The organism is Cryomorphaceae bacterium 1068 (assembly GCA_027214385.1).
In the GTDB taxonomy this organism is placed as follows: Bacteria; Bacteroidota; Bacteroidia; order Flavobacteriales_D; family Cryomorphaceae; genus JAKVAV01.
Genome location: JAPVXR010000005.1, coordinates 183,308 through 203,171, shown reverse-complemented (window position 1 = coordinate 203,171; position 19,864 = coordinate 183,308). Strand labels below are relative to the sequence as shown.

Annotated in this window: 16 protein-coding genes; 6 read left to right on the top strand and 10 right to left on the bottom strand. The window is 41.8% G+C overall.

The window, feature by feature from the left end; translation table 11 throughout:
* Positions 1-37: 37 nt before the first annotated feature.
* Both O3Q51_09260 and O3Q51_09255 read left to right on the top strand, forming a co-directional pair.
* Complete coding sequence (locus tag O3Q51_09260; protein ID MCZ4408995.1) at positions 38-580, top strand: hypothetical protein; 543 nt, start codon at positions 38-40, stop codon at positions 578-580.
* Positions 577-1,398: a hypothetical protein gene (locus O3Q51_09255; protein MCZ4408994.1), complete on the top strand. Its 822-nt coding sequence runs from the start codon at positions 577-579 to the stop codon at positions 1,396-1,398. Before O3Q51_09260 ends, O3Q51_09255 begins: the two co-directional genes overlap by 4 nt.
* A gap of 59 nt (positions 1,399-1,457) precedes the next feature.
* On the opposite strand, the gene O3Q51_09250 is transcribed toward O3Q51_09255, so the two are convergent.
* The 6 genes from O3Q51_09250 to O3Q51_09225 all read right to left on the bottom strand — a co-directional run bounded on the left by O3Q51_09250 (position 1,458) and on the right by O3Q51_09225 (position 13,089).
* Entirely contained in the window at positions 1,458-2,564 is a 1,107-nt protein-coding gene (locus tag O3Q51_09250) for a hypothetical protein (protein ID MCZ4408993.1), read from the bottom strand.
* 136 nt (positions 2,565-2,700) lie between these two features.
* A complete protein-coding gene (locus O3Q51_09245; protein MCZ4408992.1) occupies positions 2,701-4,464 on the bottom strand; it encodes a hypothetical protein in 1,764 nt (587 codons plus the stop codon).
* 212 nt (positions 4,465-4,676) lie between these two features.
* Positions 4,677-7,379, bottom strand: coding sequence for an AAA domain-containing protein (locus O3Q51_09240; protein MCZ4408991.1), 2,703 nt, complete (start codon positions 7,377-7,379; stop codon positions 4,677-4,679).
* Between the two features lie 81 nt (positions 7,380-7,460).
* A complete protein-coding gene (locus tag O3Q51_09235; protein ID MCZ4408990.1) occupies positions 7,461-7,883 on the bottom strand; it encodes a UPF0158 family protein in 423 nt (140 codons plus the stop codon).
* Positions 7,884-7,983: 100 nt separating this feature from the next.
* Complete coding sequence (locus O3Q51_09230; GenBank protein MCZ4408989.1) at positions 7,984-11,829, bottom strand: FG-GAP-like repeat-containing protein; 3,846 nt, start codon at positions 11,827-11,829, stop codon at positions 7,984-7,986.
* 234 nt (positions 11,830-12,063) lie between these two features.
* Positions 12,064-13,089: a WYL domain-containing protein gene (locus tag O3Q51_09225; protein MCZ4408988.1), complete on the bottom strand. Its 1,026-nt coding sequence runs from the start codon at positions 13,087-13,089 to the stop codon at positions 12,064-12,066.
* Positions 13,090-13,150: 61 nt separating this feature from the next.
* Between O3Q51_09225 and O3Q51_09220 the strand changes: the two genes are divergently transcribed.
* Both O3Q51_09220 and O3Q51_09215 read left to right on the top strand, forming a co-directional pair.
* The gene (locus O3Q51_09220) at positions 13,151-14,026 is read left to right on the top strand and encodes a lysophospholipid acyltransferase family protein (protein ID MCZ4408987.1); all 876 of its coding nucleotides are present in this window, start codon (positions 13,151-13,153) and stop codon (positions 14,024-14,026) included.
* Positions 14,027-14,081: 55 nt separating this feature from the next.
* Positions 14,082-15,242, top strand: coding sequence for a T9SS type A sorting domain-containing protein (locus tag O3Q51_09215; protein MCZ4408986.1), 1,161 nt, complete (start codon positions 14,082-14,084; stop codon positions 15,240-15,242).
* 19 nt (positions 15,243-15,261) lie between these two features.
* On the opposite strand, the gene O3Q51_09210 is transcribed toward O3Q51_09215, so the two are convergent.
* Complete coding sequence (locus tag O3Q51_09210; GenBank protein MCZ4408985.1) at positions 15,262-16,062, bottom strand: alpha/beta fold hydrolase; 801 nt, start codon at positions 16,060-16,062, stop codon at positions 15,262-15,264.
* 84 nt (positions 16,063-16,146) lie between these two features.
* Here O3Q51_09210 and O3Q51_09205 point away from each other — a divergent pair, with 84 nt between their 5' ends.
* Together O3Q51_09205 and O3Q51_09200 are read left to right on the top strand one after the other, a co-directional pair.
* Entirely contained in the window at positions 16,147-16,758 is a 612-nt protein-coding gene (locus O3Q51_09205; GenBank protein ID MCZ4408984.1) for a thioredoxin family protein, read from the top strand.
* 14 nt (positions 16,759-16,772) lie between these two features.
* Complete coding sequence (locus O3Q51_09200; GenBank protein MCZ4408983.1) at positions 16,773-17,636, top strand: hypothetical protein; 864 nt, start codon at positions 16,773-16,775, stop codon at positions 17,634-17,636.
* 32 nt (positions 17,637-17,668) lie between these two features.
* Here the strand turns inward: O3Q51_09200 and O3Q51_09195 are convergent, their stop codons facing one another.
* The 3 genes from O3Q51_09195 to yaaA are packed head-to-tail and all read right to left on the bottom strand — an operon-like array spanning position 17,669 to position 19,829.
* The gene (locus O3Q51_09195) at positions 17,669-18,319 is read right to left on the bottom strand and encodes an HAD-IIIA family hydrolase (GenBank protein ID MCZ4408982.1); all 651 of its coding nucleotides are present in this window, start codon (positions 18,317-18,319) and stop codon (positions 17,669-17,671) included.
* Entirely contained in the window at positions 18,319-19,032 is a 714-nt protein-coding gene (locus O3Q51_09190) for an FKBP-type peptidyl-prolyl cis-trans isomerase (GenBank protein ID MCZ4408981.1), read from the bottom strand. The genes O3Q51_09195 and O3Q51_09190 overlap by 1 nt, the downstream gene beginning before the upstream one ends.
* A complete protein-coding gene (yaaA, locus tag O3Q51_09185) occupies positions 19,029-19,829 on the bottom strand; it encodes a peroxide stress protein YaaA (GenBank protein MCZ4408980.1) in 801 nt (266 codons plus the stop codon). The genes O3Q51_09190 and yaaA overlap by 4 nt, the downstream gene beginning before the upstream one ends.
* Positions 19,830-19,864: the final 35 nt, after the last annotated feature.

The following is a 19,864-nucleotide window of genomic DNA, read 5'->3' as shown; positions in this document are numbered from 1 at the left end:
ATCAGATAAACTTCTGAAATCGATATGTTTGGCTCGTATGATGCCAAAATCAAAATTTCCTACCGAACGCTTTTTCGGTAAGGCGCTCATTCTCCTTCTTGCATTTATCGCTTTGACAAGGTGCTCTACTGAAAAGAAACAATCGAAATACCTGCGATACGTAGGCGACATTGAAGGTGATACCTTACTCGACGATCCCGAATTCAAGCTTTGCAATGATGAAGTATTCCTCAAGCAATACTTCAATTTTTCACAAGGCCTTCAATACGAAGGTGAAATGCTCAAGATCAAAGAGCAGTTTGAATTGGCCTACGTTCCTGTAGAGGCACAGGAGAGTGGATGGGTAAGAATCAGATTCGTAGTAAACTGTCGCGGTGAGTCGGGACGATTTCGAATGATCTGCTCTGACGAAAACTATGAATCAAGAGAATTCGACGCACGAATAACCGATCAGCTGATGTCCATTACCAAATCATTAGACGGGTGGAAGCCCCTACCCGATTCAGATAACCCTGATGAGTACTACCAGTATCTGATTTTCAAAATTGAAAACGGAGACATAATCGAAATCTTACCATGAAATATTTCTACTTCTCTTTTTTGATCATTTTTTGCTGGAAAGCAAGTGCTCAGCCCAACTGCAACGCCTATTTGCTTCAAGGCGATACGCTCAAATACGAAGCTTGCTTAGTAGCAGAAAAACGAGCAGGTCATTATCAATTCAGCCGCGCCTACCAAGAGTTTTTGGACGAAGCATTGGCCATTGATTCCACTTTTGCATATGCGTACAAGGTAAAGTCTACGGCCTATCTTAAAAGTGGTGACTTCTTAACTTGGAAAAAATTAATCGACAAAGCAGTCGAGTATGATCCCGAGGGAGAGCTTTTCTACCGAGGCTGGTGTCGGTACCAATTCTTTCGCGATTACGAGGGAGCCATCGCTGATATTGAGCTGCTCGACAGCTTGGTTGATTACGATATCGGCTTTGGTCAAAATGGAGACTACCACCTGGAAATCACACGAGCCCTCTGCTACAAAGCCATCGGAAAATCCGAAAAGGCCCTTTCCATTATGGAGAATAAGCTCAACGACTCAACCTATTTTGCCAGTCCTTACGACTACTTACACTTAGGGGTTCTTTACCTCGAAAAAGAAGAGTTTGACAAAGCTATTGAGACCCTAAAACTCCAAGAAGCCGAGAATGACTTAGCCGAAAACCGTTACTATATCGCTTTAGCGTATCGCGAAACAGGTCAATTTGAGCTTTATAGTGAAAACCTTGAAATGGCCAGAGAGCTCTACCAAAGTGGCTCAAAGATTTTCGACCTTTATACTGAGCATATGGATAAAATTTATTTGAAGGAGATTGAAGTGGAAATAAAGAAATCCATAAACTAGAATGAGCAAAAAAAAAGCTTCCGAAACCGAAAGCCTTTTTTATCGCCTGATTAATCAGATTATCTTGGATCTCCCTCCACCCATTCTGTCGAATTAACGTTTTGATCCAGATTGGGGTTGTAGAGACTATTGTCAGTTGGAATGTACTCTCCATTGGCATTCATCCAATAAGTATTTGACTGACCTTCTACTTGATAAGTCTCCCCGTTGGTAGAATTGTACATGGTACTCTCTTCTCTTATGCCGTTAGTGATTTGTTGATTGCTTCTATTGAAACTTTCAGTCTGGGTGCGGTAGATTCCCATTTGTGCTTCATTTATGGCATTGGAGCTATTGACATGAGATCTCTGAGTGGCTTCAAAATTTGCTTGATTGTTGCGCATTCTATTTTGAAAAGCCGCATCATTCGCTGAAAGCTGAGCTGACTCTTTTGCGTTATAGGCAGCTATGGCTTGTGGGTTGTGTTGAATATTTTCCAGTGCATAGATATACGTTTGTTTCGCTGATTCAAAAGACTGTTGAGGTGCCGATAAGTTTTGAAGGGTATATCCCCAGAAATACATTCCCATGCCATACGTTTCATAATAATGTATAATAAGTAACTCTTTCTTCCCGTCTTTTCCGGTAAACTCTGCACCAGCCACCTGAAAAGACTTCTGCTGTTGGCCATACGTGTACAATTGATCACTATATGCTTTGTCGACTTGCGCAAGCTTTGGCAAGGCATACATCTTTTCAAATTGCAGTCCTATTTTTTGCACTTCCGGAATGATATCTTGCTTGATTGCTGATTCAATTCCAACAGGCTGGCGCACTTTCTGCCCGCTCTGCCGGTACATTTGATTCGTGTACTGATCATTACTGAATGTAAATGATTGTCCTACGAAAGAGCGAATTTCAATTCCGCCCGGACCTGTAGCCGCAGCATCTTGTGGGCCCGGATTTGGATTGATATTCCAAGAAGAGGGAAGTGGCATCTGAGCAACTACTTGCCCTGTCTGAGGATTTGAAATGGTTTTCATTACCACTTGATCACTTCCTGAAGAAGTCGATTGAGCATATTGTGCCCCTTGATTGTTGTAGTTTCCCTGATTATAGTTTTGGCCGGTGCAGGCTACAGATGCAAAAAGAATGGCGGAAAAAAGAAGAGAAGCGGAAGTTTTCATAATGTTCGATTGATTCATTTCCTATATATCGAACAATGAAAAAAAGGTGAACAAAAACTGATGTTTTTTCTTGGAACTCCTTTTGCGAGGGCATCGTGATTGTATTAATCGAAAAACATCCTCCAATCAAAATAAATCAGATTCTCATTATTTCCACTTCGAGACTCTCGTCTGAATCCAGATTCATTTTTTTGCGCAAGCGGTATCGGGCTTTTTTCATACCCTCTTCCCCTATCCCGAGCATACTCGCAATCTCCTTGCTGCTCAGGCCCATTCGAAGTAAGGCTGCCAGCCTAAGGTCGCCTGAGGTCAGGTTTTCTACTTTGACCGCCAGACTTTTGTGAAAAGAAGGGTTGAGCTCTTTGAATTGATCAGTAAATGATTTCCAGTTGGTTTCCTGAACCTTACTGATCTTTAATTTGGTCAAAAGTCGATTCAATTCGTCTTCGTTATCAGAGGTTTCTATCCCCTTGATATTCTCTCCAAGTTCTTCCAACAATCGATTGTTTTGAGCAATCACTAGGGCTTTGGAAGTGAGCTCCCGATTCTTATGCTCTAATTCTTTATTGAGCGCCTCATTTTCTAACCTATTCAGCTGAGCTTGTATTGCTTGTGTTTTTATTCGGTTGTTCTTCTTGCTGATTAATTGGTAAGCTGCAAACCCTAAAAGTAAGAGGCAGGCAGCCAAGGCATAGTTTCGATTTGTGGAGGCCTCATTTCGTTCTGCTAACAGTGTGTTCTCTTGCTTATGAAATGCGATCTCATTTTCTCGTTTTTCAGCTTGATAGGCTTGCTCCAGCTCAGCAATTTCTTTTTGCTTTTCGTCACCCGTCAGACTATCTGTCAAGGAAATATATTTTTTAAAAGCGGTGTAGCTCTCTTTGTGTTTGCCAACCAAATGAGCTGCCTCGGCCATCTCGAGATAGGTCTTTGTACGCCTGAAATTTTTAGGGGTAAATGCAGAAAGGCTATCTGAAATCTGAGCATATATATAAGCATTGGCACCATCATTCATTTTCCTGTAGCATTGGGCTATGAAGTTGTGAAGAATAATAGTGAGGTTTAAATCGCCTATCGGCTCAATGAGTTCCAACCCCTTTTGATAATGATCAATCGCTTCAGGATATCGCTTTAGTAAATAATAGGCACTACCAAAATTTTGCTCCATAAAAGCTTCAGCTCGTTGATGCTTTCCTGAAATAATCGGCTTGGCTATTGACAAAAAAGTCAATGCGCTATCAGCTCGTTTAATATCCAAAAGATCAGCACTTAAATCAATTAATGCTATGGCGTATTTTCTTTCCTCTCCTGTTTTCTTAAATATCTCAGAAGCACTGAAGGTGAGCTTACGAGCCTCACTTTTTTGATGCATTTCCGAATATAGAATAGACATGTCCAAGTAGAGCCCTCCAAGACCTGAACTGTCAGGAATATCCAAGTACATTCTTTCGGCTTCTTGAAAATGGATTAATGCTTCAGTATAGGCGCTGCGTTGCATAAAAGCACTACCCACGAATACTTCAGCGCGCGCAATTTCTGATGGATTGCCACATGAAATGGCTGCTTCAAGAGCTCGATCGGCAAAAACTTCTGCTGAGTCTACCATCCCCATAAACCGCGCATATCGAGTAATGGCAAACTGACTCTTTACGATTGCGCAGGGGTCCTCGCTTTTTAAGTTTCGGCTATGTGCCATTTCAAATAAGTCCAACGCCATGGAATCCCATCTTCCATTCCTCATGCGAGCATTTCCTAACTTAATAAATTGAGAAGCCGCCAACGTATCATTCTTCACATCGCGGATGTATGCTATAGCCTCTTGAACCGCTTCTTTACAATCTGAATCGGTTTCAGTAAGGCAATTCATCACCTTTTCCAAATAAGGCTCAGAATCTAACAAGCTCTGTGATAAAGAACCAAATGAAACTCCGCAAAAAAATATAAAGGCAAAACAATACCTCAGCCTAAGAAAATCAATCATGTTGTAAAGCTATGCAGATTGAATCTATGTCAACAAGAAAAAGGTTTTTCATCGGAGAAAAAATGCAATATCCGTTGAGCAAACCTTTCAAAGTACCCTGATATATGCCCATCAGAAAATTAAGTACCTGACTAATTATGTAGCAAACTTTCTATCAATTCTATTGCTCCCATTTGATCTTTCTGCCAAAAGCTGTAGTGCAGAGGAAAACAGATCAGCCCTGTCCTAGTAAGTGTATTATACCTTTCTATACTGAATGCAGACTTGAAACTACCCGGATATCCAATCAAATCGATAAATACGTTTTTTCCGTTCTGACTGATTAGCAGATCCAAAACACTTCCTGCCAGAGGATACCCAGACCTCACACCATCGATACCTTTCTCGACTAACGCAGCAGTTACCTCTTTCTGAAAACGATCCAAGCTTTTGTTCTCCAAATTGTAGTGAACGAAACCGTCAATAAATCGAAGGTATTGAAAAAGTAGAGTTCTTGTATTCAACACGTTGACATCAACAGAAGTAACTACGTATTGATATGATCTCGCTCTTGTTATAGCCACATTCATTACTTCAGGTTTATTGAGATGGATAAATGCCGAAGGGTGAGAATCATCTGAAACGCAAAACGAAAGAAAAACCACATCTCTTTCAGAGCCTTGAAAATTATACGGTGTGCCACAGAATAAATCAAACTTTTTGATTTGCTCAATTTCAAAGTTATCTCTAATGAGCTGATTGATGTGTCTTGCTTGAGCAGAAAAAGGTGATATCACACCAATTGAGGGAACCAACTGTAGCTCCTCTTTATCACGCATGAGCTCTTTTAGGCGCGACACGATTTCGTTGGCCTCCACTCTATTAATCCCTTGGTCATTTCGGGTACCGGCAGTTCTAACTAGCCTTATTTGACTGTTGTGAGTATGTCTCGGAGTCGATTTCAGAACTTGCAATTGACCCCCATAAAACTGTTGATTACTAAACTCAATAATGGACGGGGTAGATCTGAAATGTTCTCTTAAAAAACTGACTTGATCTTGACTTGATACTTTTGAAAGGTATAAATCGAGTATACTTCTATTTCGATAATCGTAAATCTTATCATCAGGTAGGTTGTATTTATTCCGCATTTCTCTTTGACTCGCTTTTGAGACAAATGAGTAGTGACGAAGTTGATTAGGATCACCCACGATAACTACCCGCTTTGCTCTATAAATAGCAGGTAAAGCAGAGGCAATATCGCATTGTGTCGCCTCGTCGATAATTACCAAATCAAACAATTCTTGTTGCAAAGGAAGCACTGAATTCAATTCAGATAAATTAGCTAGCCAAATCGGGAAGACTTTCAGAATATTAGCGTGCTTTACTTTTGCTAATGTGCGCTTATACTGACTGAAACTATTGGTATCAAGGGCATCATAAAAAATGGAAAGATCGGTTCTGAAGAGATCCGCAAAGTGACGAATATTGTATTGAATTTTCCCCTTTGTATAAGAGCTAACGGCTATTTCTAATTTTCCTGTAAGTTCCTCAATCTCATGAAAAACATCCCATATTCGGGTACTTCCTGCTACGGTTGCATTCAGGTAAAATCTATGCCACTTTTCAAAGAGATTAAGCTCGGAGTTGAAGGAAAGATCTGAAAGTTTTAATTCTTGGCTTACTAAGTTTTCAAACTTAATCTGCAGCTCAGTCAAACGTGTAAACCACTTCTGAATTTTTTTATACTCTAATGAAATATAAAGAGGTGCAACGATACCACTCATATATCTTCGAATCTTTGCTTTCAAGCTCACACGGTGGTTTCTCCCGGTTGTATGAATCAAATATTTTTTGAGCTTGAAATCGTCTTCAAGCATGGATCGAAGCACTTCTACAGCCTGTTTGGTCTTCGATACAACCAATACAGACTGTTCATTTATCACAGCGTCAGAAACAATATTTGTAATGGTGTATGACTTCCCCGTTCCTGGAGGGCCGACAACTACAGAATTCTCAAAGCGATAAGCATTTTGAAGAGCTTGATATTGATCAGTATTCAGTCTGGATTTATAGATGCTCGAATTTACAGGCGCGCGCTCATTTTTTCCGGATAGAAGGTTTTGGAAACCAACATTAAACTTATTGCCTTCAGCCATGCCGCTAAGATCATCGAGCACCTTGAGTGAGGACTCTGATTTCTTAACTAAGACTGTTCCCGCTGCCGGAACAATTTTGAAGTTTCCTTCTGAGTAAGAGGTTGTTTTCAAGTGATTCTTAATGCTAGATTCGGACCAGACCCTCGGTGTCATCAATAGTTCTTTAGTATGAACATTAAAAAAATGCTTGTTTACTATTGACTGTAATCGAATAAAATCAGGATTGGACTCTTCCAACAACTCAGAGATTTCAGAAACAAACTGATCTTTTGAGTTTTGTGAATCTGCAGCATCGAATAATTCGAGAACTGCCCGATTTAATTGGAATGCATCCCTGTCTATAGAGAGATACTTTTCATCATCTAAAGTTTCAATTGTGGCTGGAAATAGAAAAAGAGGCGCACATACTCTTTTGTCCTTAATCAGTGGGTTTCTGCTTTCTCCAAGCACAAAGAAAACACCATAAAATAGAGTTTTTTCAATCTGATAAAGGGCAAGCTCTTTCTCTAAATCAGCTACCTTCTTATTGTTGTAAGGTATTATCGGAAGTATTTCCGTTAATAGCTCTTCTTCTCCGTTTACGAACCATTTAAAAGGATACTTCCGGGATAGTACGTTTTCAACAAAGAACTCTCGGTAATCAAGTCGATAGCAACCTTTGAAATATTGATAGAAATCTTTTGCTTGAGGTATCAATTATTAACTAAGCTAAACATGAAAAACCAGTTCGATCGACTTATTCCAAAACTACTCAATCCGGAATCAGTTTGCTTCAGTTTAGCAAACCAAGTCATAACAATTGACCTGAGACTTCACCCAGTCCATATGGGCATTAAATCTGAAGTCAGCCCATTTTTCTCTGAGAACAGAATGAGCCAATCTTGAATTAAAATTGTGAAATGGTCTGGGTCCGGAAAGTGCATATTCCAAGTCTGCGCGTATCGGACTATCTGTTAGTGAACTTGCGAAATCTTGCATTATTCTATAGGAGTGGGAGCTATCCATCGTTTGGAAAACCAAATACTCTTCTTCGTGGCCTTGCACTGAAGTGAGAACTTCTTCCCATTGAGAAGGATCGAAATAAGGATCGTCCAAATTAGGTAAGAAATACATAGTACCTTTCAACTTATGGATCCAACACTCTAATCCACATTGAAGCCAATCGGCTATCTCTCGCACGGTATTTTCAGAAAGTTTCACCGCATCAAAATACAGAACTCCTTTAAATAAAAAAGGAAAACACTTAATATTTGTTAATCAGCCAAAGAGAAAAACGAACCCTAGAAAAGATGGCCTTGGCTTAATCTCCACTTGCGACTGAAATATATTTGGTTACCACATTATACGAGTCAGAAGCTTTTATAATATATGTCCCTTGAGCCAATTCGTTTAGGTTGATCCGATAATTTACAATTCCACCTATTAATTCACTCTTCACTTTCCTACCCATCATATCATACACTTCGATTTTATCCATTTCGAATGAAGCGTGTAAGTTTACCTCTCCATTGGTTGGGTTAGGATACATATTGAAAGTAGCTGATTCACCAAAGATTTGATCTTCTTGATCTTCAGTCGTACCTGATCCAGTCGTAAAGACTTCAGTAACAGACCAAGGGGTAAGTTCTAAAGGTTCTAGCTGACAGGCGCACTGCACTTTCCACTCATAAGAAGTAGCTGGTTGGACAGAATTGTAGGATACAAAGTATGAACTTGCTTCAGGAATAAGGATATTGATATTTCTAGAACCTGAAGCTCCCAAAACACGCCCGTTAATTCGACACCCTACGGTACCTGGGATTGGATCCCAACTCAACCAAATACCAAATTGTTGGAGTTCAGAGTCAAGGTTAACCGGTGCTTCATCACAAGTAGCCGGTGCAGCACAGTCAGTAAAAAAGGACTGTGCCCGGTTGAAGGCATCAACACCAATTACGATTCCCATTGACCTTCCGGGAATGTCGTCAGCCGGTGGGTGAATTCCACCCCAAATTCTTGATAAACCAGACTCATCCGCTGCATCTCGGTAGGTGGCCCATTCCAATTCTACATCGACACTTGGCCCATCTTCAAATACAAGAAACTCATCTTGTGGAGCAAGAAAAGTCCCCATTCCTCCGGGGAAGAAGGCATCTCCTGTGAAGGCTGTTAAAACTTCAGCTGCAGCTCGTGAAAAAGTGGAATGACCCGATACATAACCGGCAAAAGGAGGTGTTACGAAAGATGGACGCTGATAAGGAACCCAATCCTCCGCTAAAATCCAATCCACTCCTGCCACATCCGTATCCACATTGTCGATCACCTTATGCCCTCGCCAAGCCTTTACCTTGATCTTATTGAGATTTTCATTTGAATCTCCTACAAGGGGATCACCCGCCTGAACCAGTTCGACAAATCCAGGTTCGAGAGGAAGTCCTCCTGCATGGTAATTCGGTAAACCTGCATCAGAACTCTGACCTAAATCGGCCATTGCTCGGATTGCAGAAATTGGTCTGATAAAGTCATAACGACCTTTTGCACCCCAAGCAGCAACTGCCGCATCGTGCATGGCTCCTCCAAGGGTGAAGTACCCTTTAATACTCCACTCCGTTTCAGAAATTTCAGGACCCGCCCCCTCAATTCTATACTCTACGTCGGGATGATCGGTCACATAGTTAAATATGGAGAACCAGTGTCCGGGAGGCGTTTCTGAATCAGGTCCATCAGCCCAGAATTCAGCAAGAACTCGCGCGTAGTCTGCGCGAGGAACCATATTAGGCTCGTAAGGCAGTCCTGTTGAAGGGTTGATTGAATGACCGGGACTAGTGGTTCCTCCATCCAAGTGATTGTAAAAACCAGGGTGCTCCGAAAAATCAATGGGTAGTGGACCTCTATTACCAATGGATGCAGGAGAGATATCCCACATGACCCCATCGGTTGCGTCAAGGTGCGAAGACCATAACAACGTTGTCATGAATGACCATTTGTAAAGGTCGGTTTGACCTGATCCGTCTACCGACCATTGAGGGGGACTTCCCGGATCTAGAAAAGTCTTGTAGTCAAATCCGTCTCTTTGGAATGTATTGGATTGATCATCATCCAGAGCAAAATGATCCACTTGCCCCCACTCCGGTGAAAGGAAGTCTAGGGCCGCTCCGGGAATTTCATTTCCACTTTGATCAATAAAAATCTCTAGAATAAGCGGTTGCCACCTGTTCATATCAGCGATCAATGGATTGCCTGGATCTTCGACACTCAAGGCTGGGTTTACTGCTTGATAAAACTCATTCTCATAACCATTCTGCTCATTTGAGTTGTCTTGCAAGCCAAAATCAATTATTTCCTGAGCGATGTAATTTCCCAAGGCGGCTGCCGATCCACCGCTATAATCAGTAAGTGTGAACAAGGTGTTGTAACCTAGAGTAGCCATGTGGGCATCATAGCCCTGTTGCAATAAAGAGGCATTCGGAGCATTTTGGAAACGATGAGAAAGTAATCGATATGAGGCATAGCTGATCGCTTCTCTCACTGCAGCCTCTTTATCCGCCGGAAGAGGGAAAGGCGTAAAAGGTGAAACGAATCCATTTCGGTCTTGACCAAGCAGATAAGGACATCCCTCATAGTAAACGGCCCAAATATCCCACATCGCGATGGAGTGATGGAATAAGTTTCGTGCGTGCATCGTTGGTCTTGCAAAGTCTCTTCGAATGGAAGCAAGAAGCATCTCATTCCATTGACGGGCGATGTCTAAATTGGTATCAACTACAGGAAACTCAGTAGATGGAGCACAACCTGGGTCAGGGTTTGTCGGGCATGGATCGCACGCATCGGGCAAACCATCGTTGTCAAAATCTGCAGCACCCTGAACAATATCACAAGAATTGTTCATGACAACTTCATAACCTTCACACTTACCATTAATAAAATCAAATAAGCCATCTCCATTGAAATCGGCAATTGCTATATCGTAGCTATTGGTTGCCCATGCTTGGAAATCATTATTGAACATTTGGGTGAATGTACCTCCGTTGTTTCGTAAGATTTTCAACTCTCGACCTGAGTTGCATGGAGGAATGTCCACATCCACATCACTTACGATGAGATCCATATCACCATCCAAATCCAAGTCGGCCTTTTCAACATTTCCACCAAAGCCTCCTGAACCATTAACAACATCAATTCTCGTAGTAGTGCAACTCACATCAACTACAGCTCCGGTGACTTGAATAATATAGTCCTGGCCGTCATCAACTACAAAAACATCATTGAACCCATTACCATCAAAGTCGTCTATACTAATCATATATGGGGAAAACGGCGCAACATTTTGCCAATTGGTAAAGTTTCCCGTACCATCGTTGAAGAGGACAAATACTCCATTATCGTTGAAAGGTGTGACTTGAAAAAGGGTAGATACTTTTACAATATCTAAGTCAGAATCACCATCCATATCCTCTAGTTCTACAGCCGTACCGAATGCTGAATTTCTTAAATCTCCGAGTCGTGACTGACTCTCATTGGTAAAGTTTCCGTTTCCATCATTGATAAGTAAGAAATCTTTAGCTGATCCCCCACCCTGTTTGTAGTTCACGAAGTACAGGTCGTCATCGTTGTCTCCATCCAAATCTCCCGCTTGAACTGCACACATTAGAATATCGTCTTCAGTCAAGAGGGGGAATCGAGTTGCACTTTGATCCTGAAGCCCGAGCCAGTCGCCATTACCATCTTCACCAAGATTAGCATAATACATGGGTTGTTGTTCAAACGTATTGGCAATGATGACATCGAGCCAACCGTCATCGTCCATGTCGTGCGCAATCACATGTCTACCAAAAGTGGGCGTACTAATAAAGCCAGGAGCCATTGACGCCGTCTCATCTACCAACACTCCATTCTGGTTGATCAATAAAAGGGCAGTTTTTGCGGGCTCTTCAGGATCAGAAAAAGGTTCTTTTCGCACACAGATCACATCGGCAAGACCATCGTTGTTCAAGTCACCTACGGCAAAATCTTTTTCCTCGTCGTCTGAAGCGGCCACAGAAGAAAGTGTCAGGCGCTCGTCAGTTTCCACATCAAATGTGAGCCAGTCTTGAGCATTTAATAGTAATGGTGAGGTGAGAGATGCTGTAAAGAGCATCACCGAAGTGAGTCGAAGTAAAATCTTCATCAGGAAATAATTTGCCACCGATTAAGCGGTGGTGATTAGTTATAAATGGTTAAAAACGTGAGAACAAGTTAGTTGATTTATATGACAAATCAGAATCGAAATACTACACGGTTTCAAAAAGCCCTATTTCCGATAAATCCTCTAGAATTTCGAAAGCCAAATAGTTCCATACGTGAGTATTGTTAGGATTTAGCTAGAGTCGGGTATGAAGGAACAGGTTCTAGTTGTAAAATGCTATTGGTCCGAATAACTCTTTAGCCCCTCTTTCAAGGTCTCCTGAACCATCTCTCGAAGTTTCAGAGGAGACAGTACTCGGACATCACTGCCAAAGCTCAATATCTGCATGACCAATTCCCTTGTAATACAAAGAAACAACTCAATTTCGGTATAGGTCGATGTTTGTTTACGCAGGGATTGTGATGAGTGCCAAGGCTGGCTTTCAACGTATTTTCCTGAAAGGGGCGAAAACCGCATCACGATTTTTTCGGGTTCTTCATCCAAGGCGGTTATACCCAAGCTATGCTTAAAATATCGATCAGAGTCAAAATCAGAGCGACGCTTAAACGACTCATCAGTCTGGCTTACCTCACCTACTACCCTATCCAATCCAAAGACTACCGTAGCATCTTTTTGAGGATTAAATCCAATCACATACCAACGGTTTCGATACTCCTTAAGCAAGTATGGGTGAATGCGGTATAGGCGGGATGGTTCTCCCGAAAATTTTTGGTATTCAAAGCTCACGGCTTTTCGATCTTTGATAGCTTTCAAAAGTACCTTAAGGTGAGCCGATCCCTTGTATTCGGGAGCTGTCTCGAATTGCACATACTGCTCAATGTTTTGACCTTCGGTAGGCCTCAGGCTCAGCCGCCCTAAAATTTTATCGATCGCATCTCCTGAAGATTCAAAAAGCTGAATTCCACGAAACTGAGCCAATGTATTCGCTGCAAACTCAATCGCTTCAATGTCCTCCTGGTTGAGTGGCATCTCATCAATACTGTAATCCGGGTCTTCGTAGTAGTAACCTTTCTCAACCTTGCTATAGGCTATAGGTGCGAAGTATCCCAGATTCGACTCGTTTCTCATGGCGTAGAGGTCCTTGTCTATCGTACTGGCAGAAATCCTATCACCACCTGAACCATACAACTCTTCTTCACACGCCTCCCGCAAATCTTCTTTGTTCGGGTATGGGTTAAACTTATTGCTGATGCACCGATCAATGATGCGGTAGCGCAAGAGGGCATATTTATTAGCTGGCATAGTCTCTGGCTTTCCGCCAAAAATACCAACTTAATCCTGCATCTATGCTACTTTTGCCCTTATGCAGTTTCTAGGTTATGCCGTTGCGTATATTTTTCTTTGGACCATCACATGGTTACCTCTAAGAGCCTTATTTATAATCGGTGATTTGTTCTACCTCTTGGCCTACCGAGTGATCGGATACCGAAAGGATATTGTAAGGTCAAATCTCACGAACTCCTTTCCCGAGAAGCCTACAGAGGAGATTATTCAAATAGAAAAGAGGTTCTACCGCCATTTAGGAGATAGCTTTATCGAATGGTTTTATCCATTGCATCGATCTGCCAAGCAATTGAAGCCGAGGTATGTTTTTAAAAACCCCGAACTCCTCAATGAGCTACACGGCAAAGGAAAGAGTGTAGCAGGGGTTTTGGGGCACTACGGAAACTGGGAATGGCTTTCACTACTTCCAACTGAGGTACAACACAAGGTATGGGCCATCCACAAGCCTTTGAAAAATCCATACTTCAATCAGCTCATTAACGGACTACGCTCCAAATATGGAGTTCATATGATTTCAACCAAAGACAGCTATAGAAAACTAAAAACTGAAAAGGACAATGGTGAAGTGACCATGACCTACTTCCTCGCAGACCAGAGTCCCCAAAAGTCAAAAATCAAATATTGGACTTCATTCCTAGGTCAGGAAACGCCCATTTTCTTAGGAGCAGAACAAATAGCCAGGAAGCTCGATATGGCCATAGTATTCTTCGACATTCGGAAAGTGAGTCGTGGCCACTATGAAATTGAGTTTAAGCTTATTTCCGAAGATCCGAAAAGTGAACCCGAGTATGCCATTACAGAAAAGCACGTCAGAGCGCTTGAAGAGCGCATCATTGCAGAACCGGAATGGTGGCTTTGGAGCCACCGCAGATGGAAGCACAAGCGAGACTCGTGATTTGGTATTCCAAATCTAAAAGAAGAACTTGCCCCACCAACAATCACTTCAAGCCATGAAAAAACTGTCTTTCATTTTTGCCTTTTTGATTACAGCCCTTTCGGGATTTGGTCAACTATCTGAGCTCACCTTTATACACGATGGAGAAGACCGAAGCTACTTCCTTTACCTACCTGATAACATAGCACCCGGATCCCCACTTGTATTCGTTCTTCACGGCTACACCTCAACAGCGGCGGGCATTATAGACAATTATGGAATGAACGATATAGCCGATGCCAACGGCTTTGCAGTTTGTTATCCACAAGGAACGCAGGACTTATCGGGCACGGAGTTTTGGAATATCGAGTTTCCGCTGGAGTCAGTTGATGACGTCGGCTTCTTGAGCAATCTCGCAGGAGATCTTCAAACTGTTTATGATCTAGATGAAAACTGCACATACGTTTGTGGAATGTCAAACGGAGGAATGATGAGCTACTATTTGGGTTGCGAGCGACCCGATGTATTCAAGGCTTTTGCATCGGTTACGGGAACGGTTACTACGAATTTCATTTCCAATTGTCAGGGAAATATTCCTGTTCCTTTCTTGGAAATTCATGGTACTTCAGATTTAGTAGTTCCCTACAATGGTGGCGATATTGCAGCAGCCACTTTTGGTAATTTCTTTCCAGTCGAACAAATCTTTAGAACATGGAATAATATCAATGATTGCCAATCCGTTTCCACTTTCAGCATTCCAAATGCACCTGTCACCGACTTTTCTTCTGTTCAAGGGGCCGAGGTATCGGATTGTGATGGTGGTTTAAAGGCAAGATTCTACAGGGTAGATGGCGGGGGGCATACATGGCCCGGAGCACCTCCTGTTCCGTTCCTAGACTTCCTCCAACCCACCAATCAAGACATTAGCGCGAGCGCTGAGATCTGGAACTTTTTCAGTTTACTTTGCTCACCTTCAGGCTTGGTAGCTCAAGAAAATAATGTTCAGGATGAAAAAGCCTCATTGTTTCCAAACCCAAGCTATGGCGATCTAAACATCGACTTTACCGGAGCTAATCGCGCTGAAATCACTGTAATTTCAGTAGAAGGTAGAGTTGTGTATCAAGGTCAATTGAACGAAGGTCGTAATCACCTATCTCTTTATCATTTGGATAAGGGCTTCTACTTGGCTCAAATTCGAGGAGAAAAAGAGCACGTTATCAAGTTCATACTTGAATAGATATCAGCTTCCAAGAAGCTTATTCCTCTTCTTCTTTTTCAAAAAAGTACTTATCAAAGAATGCTTGCAGTTTTTCTCTGAAAAGTGGATAACCATTTAAATCGCTATGGTGTCCTCCGGGAATCGTCACCATCTCTGCTAGTGGCTTCGCAGTTTTAAAGAGTGAAAATCCACAACGGTAAGGAACAATAATGTCCTTTGTTCCGTGAGCAATTAAGATGGGTGACTTGCAGTGTTTTAAATGAAGCTCGTTTCGAAAACCATATTTCAACAAAACACCGACAGGAATAATCTTTGTGTGGTAGGCTGCCACATCTCGAAGATTGTTAAACGGTGTTTCTAGAATGACACCGCCTGAGTTTGTCCTACCTGCCAGCCAAGAAGCCATGGCAGAACCCAGCGAACGGCCATACAGACAAATCATATTTTCGGGATAACTCTTTTTTAGATAATCATAGCAAAGCAATGCATCAGCACAAAGTGTCTCTTGTGATCTTATTCCGTGGCTCTTCCCATAGCCTCTGTAATCGGGAACTAATACATCAAAACCAAAAGATGTGAGTTCTTCAGCAATCGGTCCCCAACGAGTAATGTGCCCGGTATTACCATGGAAATACAGAATACAACCTCTTGGGTTAGCTACTTTAATATGCAAGGCATGTATGCGCCCACCTTCTACCCCATCCAAAAATACTTCACTGAAGTCAGTTCCCAGTTCTATCGGAAAATCTTCCCTTAATGTGCCCAATGGCACAAAAATGAAACGTTCTTGAAAGACATAATAAAAAATGCAGACCCCCACGTAAATGGCGATCAGCAATAGTGGAATTGTATAGATCCAATGGCTTATTATCAAAACAAAGATGTACTGTAGTCGTTTAGCATACAAATGTACCTTGCAAACATGAACAATTCATTGAAAGTTCTACCTGAAAATGCCCTGACCTACGATCAATATGTACGAAAAGTGAGCGATATGGTTAATAAGAAAGCAACTTCTGGTCAGAATCAGTCTGAAAGTTTGGTCAACTACACCCATCTAAACTTTCGTAGAATGGCTCGACTTAATAAAACCATCATCATGGACGATGAATTAGTTCGCCTGGTTGAAGCGCAAGGGAATAAAATGGTTTGGGTCGTGATTACGGAAGCATGGTGTGGAGACGCGGCACAAAACATCCCTTTCATAGCCCAATTAGCAGAACAAGCATCAAATGTAGAAATGCGACTGGTCTATCGAGATGAAAATATTGACTTCATGGACATGTATCTAACCAATGGTTCCAGAAGTATTCCCAAGTTTATTGCTTTTGATGAAAGTACAGGGAATGAACTTTTTGTTTGGGGCCCCAGACCTCTCCCTGTCCAAAAAATGGTAATGGAATACAAAGATCTTTTGGATCACGAAAAGCTTCCCTTTGATAAGTTCGCTGAAGTCATTCATAGCTGGTATGCCAAGGATAAAAATGAGACGTTAAAGACCGAACTTTTGCATATCTTTCGCTCGTTGGATTAACCAAATCGATCGAAATGAAAAGAATAGCTATTCTCCTTCTTATCAGTCTTTTAACTCTTGGCGTTTCAGCTCAAGAGAATGAGAAACAAGATAAATCTGTTATCAAATCGGAGATTAAAGACCTTGACAAACTGATCAAAGATCAAATCAAAGAGGTTGAAAAAATCGAAAAGTCATTGTCTACTGTAAGGCCTGAACTGGAGCAAGCAAAAAGGGATGTAAGCTTACTTGAAGAAAGAAGAGATAGTATAAAAGCTTCCGCCGATGCTTTTGATTACCCAAGCAAAAAAGCAGAATACAAAAGTTTAAAAAAGGAGTTCAGCAAAGCTGAAAAGAGTAAAAAAAAGGCGGAAAAGACTATCTCCAAATCAGAAGAAAAAATCAGTGCTTCTACATCGGAAGCAGCCATTGCACAAAAATCAAGATCAGATGCTGAAACCAACTTGAGTCAACATCGCTCCACCAATACGGATTCACTTGGTATTGATGCTAAGAAAGCACACGCATCGAAAGATAAAGACATTGAAAAAACGGTAAGTGGGCACACGAAAAATGCGAAAAAGCACGAGAAGGCTATAGAGAAATATACTGAGCTGAAGACAGAAGCCACAACCCAACTTACTGAGTACACCTCGAAGGCTGAAAGCCTGGAAACTCAAATGAATGAACTACAGCGACAGATGGAGATGAACGATCCAAAGATCATAGAAAAGGAGCTGAACGGATACGAAAAGCGAATCTCGGAACGGCAATCAGAAGCGGATGATCTTCAATTGGAATTCGACCAAAAAACGGCCAACGTCGCTGAAAAGCACGACTTTATTGAGGAGAAGAAAAAAGAGAAAGAAGAAAAGCAGAGTATGCTAAGACGAGACTAATATTCATCTATTTAACATCCTATTAATCCAATTTAGTCGGTAATAGATATGAGGTAACCTTCGACTAATTCTCTAATGCACCCCTCTCCGCCACCGCGCTGCGTCACAATATGAGCGGCTTGCCTTGCTTGCAGAACAGCATCTCTTGGCGCTGCGGCCAACCCTACCTTTTCCAAAATAGGAACATCGTTGATATCATCTCCGATATAAGCTACATTTTCAAAGCCTATACCTTTTTGGTAAAGCCAAGACTCAAGTATTTCGAGTTTGGGAGTAGTACCTACGTAAACGTTTTGTATTCCCAAAATTTCAGCGCGGATTTTCACAACCTCCGACTTTGACGAAGCACTGATGATTCCAAATTCAAGCCCCTTGTCTGCGGCCTTCTTTATGGCCATGCCATCTTTCACGTTAAATTTCTTGGCATCCTCCCCATCAGATGAATAGTACAATCCACCGTCAGTAAAAACACCATCAACGTCTAGAACGACGAGTTTAATTGATTTTGATTTGGCCAATTCGACGCGCTTGGCCAAATCAATTTGATTCAGCGTCTCGAAGGGGTATCCCAACTGAGATACCAAATCCCATAGTTCATCGGGATTTAAAGCTAAAAAATCTTCTCCCGAAAGAGAGGGAGCCCCTCTTTCGTGGAGAAGAAAGTTTATGTTTTCGAAGAGCATTATTTCTCTACGATCTCAATCAATTCAATCTTGAATGTAAGAGGCTCGTTCGGACCAATCTTAGGGGGCGAACCACGCTCTCCATATGCCAATCCAGGAGGAATTACTACTTTCCAAGTGCTACCTACAGGCATCATCTTAAGTGTTTCAGTCCACCCTTTGATCACACGGTTCAACGGAAACTCAGCCGGTGTACCTCTTTCGTAGCTACTATCGAAAACATCACCTTCCTTATTGGTGCCTTCATAGTTCACTTTTACCACATCAGTAACAGCAGGCATCGGACCATCACCCGCCTCAATAACTTGGTAAAGGATGCCATTCTCCATTTTCTGGTATTCACCTGTAGCTTCTTGCTCATCAATAAAAGCCTGCGCCTCTGCTACTGCAGCTTCAGCAGCTTCAGCCTGCATTTTCTGCATAAAAGCCATGATGTACTGATTACCATCGTTCATGTTAATTACCAAATTGGAATCTCCTTCCATTCCGTCCTTAACACCCATCATCAATCGGTCTAAATCGACTCCTTCTATATTGGCTTGAGTGATATTGGCAGCCAAACTGGCTCCCATGATGTAAGAAATTGAGTCCATTTCATTGTCTAGAGAAACAGCAGCTCCTGCGCTCCCACTATTCTTTTGGGCACAAGCTCCCGACCCCAGAAGGATCAAAACTCCTGCGAAAAAACCGATTCTTTTTATTGCTTTCGTCATTTCTTGATTTGATTTGATTCGTATTTGCGGGTAAACACCCATTTGTTTTTAGATAAATCCGATAGTGCTTCGTTGAAGTGATAGCCTTCGTAGTCGAAACCCATTAGTTCTTCAGGGTTAGTAATTTTATTTTCGATGGCATATTTCGCCATTAAGCCTCTTGCTTTTTTAGCAAAAAAGGAGATCATTTGAAACTTATCGCCACGCTCTTCTTTGAAGTCAGGCGCTATGATCGGCAGATCTACGCTTTTAAAATCTATGACTTTAGCATACTCTTGAGAGGCTAAATTGAGGATAAACTTGGCATCGACCGTTTCAATATCCTCTTTCAATCGATCAGTAACCGTTGATTTCCAATACCTGTAAAGGCTATTCTTTTTAGGAGTGATCGCCCAAGAAGTACCCATTTCCAGCCTGTAAGGTTGAATACTATCAAGCGGGCGCAGGACACCGTAGAGCCCCGAAAGTATCCTTAGGTGATCCTGAGCGTAGTCCATTTCAACTTTGGATAGTGCAGTGGCATCTAAACCCTGATAGACATCGCCGTTAAACGAGTATACAGCCTGTTTACTATTATCATTCGTAAAGGGTAAAGTCCAATGAGCATATCTCTCGGCGTTGAGTTGGGCCAAGTCATCGCTGATGCTCATCATGGTTTTCAATTTTTTAGCTGAAAACTTCTTGAGCTTATTTGCTAAATATTCCGCTTCTTTGGCAAAGATCAAGTCTGATCTTTTTTCATAAGGCGGAACTGACTCAAAATCGAGACTCTTTGCTGGTGAAAGTAATGCTATCATTTGTCAGAATAGTGTATTCTCTGAAACGGCGGCAA

Excerpts from the sequence above, each read along its gene's own strand:
- O3Q51_09260 (MCZ4408995.1), top strand. The coding sequence starts at position 38 with ATGATGCCAAAATCAAAATTTCCTACCGAACGCTTTTTCGGTAAGGCG.
- O3Q51_09255 (MCZ4408994.1), top strand. The coding sequence starts at position 577 with ATGAAATATTTCTACTTCTCTTTTTTGATCATTTTTTGCTGGAAAGCA.
- O3Q51_09250 (MCZ4408993.1), bottom strand. The coding sequence starts at position 2,564 with ATGAAAACTTCCGCTTCTCTTCTTTTTTCCGCCATTCTTTTTGCATCT.
- O3Q51_09230 (MCZ4408989.1), bottom strand. The coding sequence starts at position 11,829 with ATGAAGATTTTACTTCGACTCACTTCGGTGATGCTCTTTACAGCATCT.
- O3Q51_09225 (MCZ4408988.1), bottom strand. The coding sequence starts at position 13,089 with ATGCCAGCTAATAAATATGCCCTCTTGCGCTACCGCATCATTGATCGG.
- O3Q51_09220 (MCZ4408987.1), top strand. The coding sequence starts at position 13,151 with ATGCAGTTTCTAGGTTATGCCGTTGCGTATATTTTTCTTTGGACCATC.
- O3Q51_09215 (MCZ4408986.1), top strand. The coding sequence starts at position 14,082 with ATGAAAAAACTGTCTTTCATTTTTGCCTTTTTGATTACAGCCCTTTCG.
- O3Q51_09205 (MCZ4408984.1), top strand. The coding sequence starts at position 16,147 with ATGAACAATTCATTGAAAGTTCTACCTGAAAATGCCCTGACCTACGAT.
- O3Q51_09200 (MCZ4408983.1), top strand. The coding sequence starts at position 16,773 with ATGAAAAGAATAGCTATTCTCCTTCTTATCAGTCTTTTAACTCTTGGC.
- O3Q51_09195 (MCZ4408982.1), bottom strand. The coding sequence starts at position 18,319 with ATGCTCTTCGAAAACATAAACTTTCTTCTCCACGAAAGAGGGGCTCCC.
- O3Q51_09190 (MCZ4408981.1), bottom strand. The coding sequence starts at position 19,032 with ATGACGAAAGCAATAAAAAGAATCGGTTTTTTCGCAGGAGTTTTGATC.
- yaaA (MCZ4408980.1), bottom strand. The coding sequence starts at position 19,829 with ATGATAGCATTACTTTCACCAGCAAAGAGTCTCGATTTTGAGTCAGTT.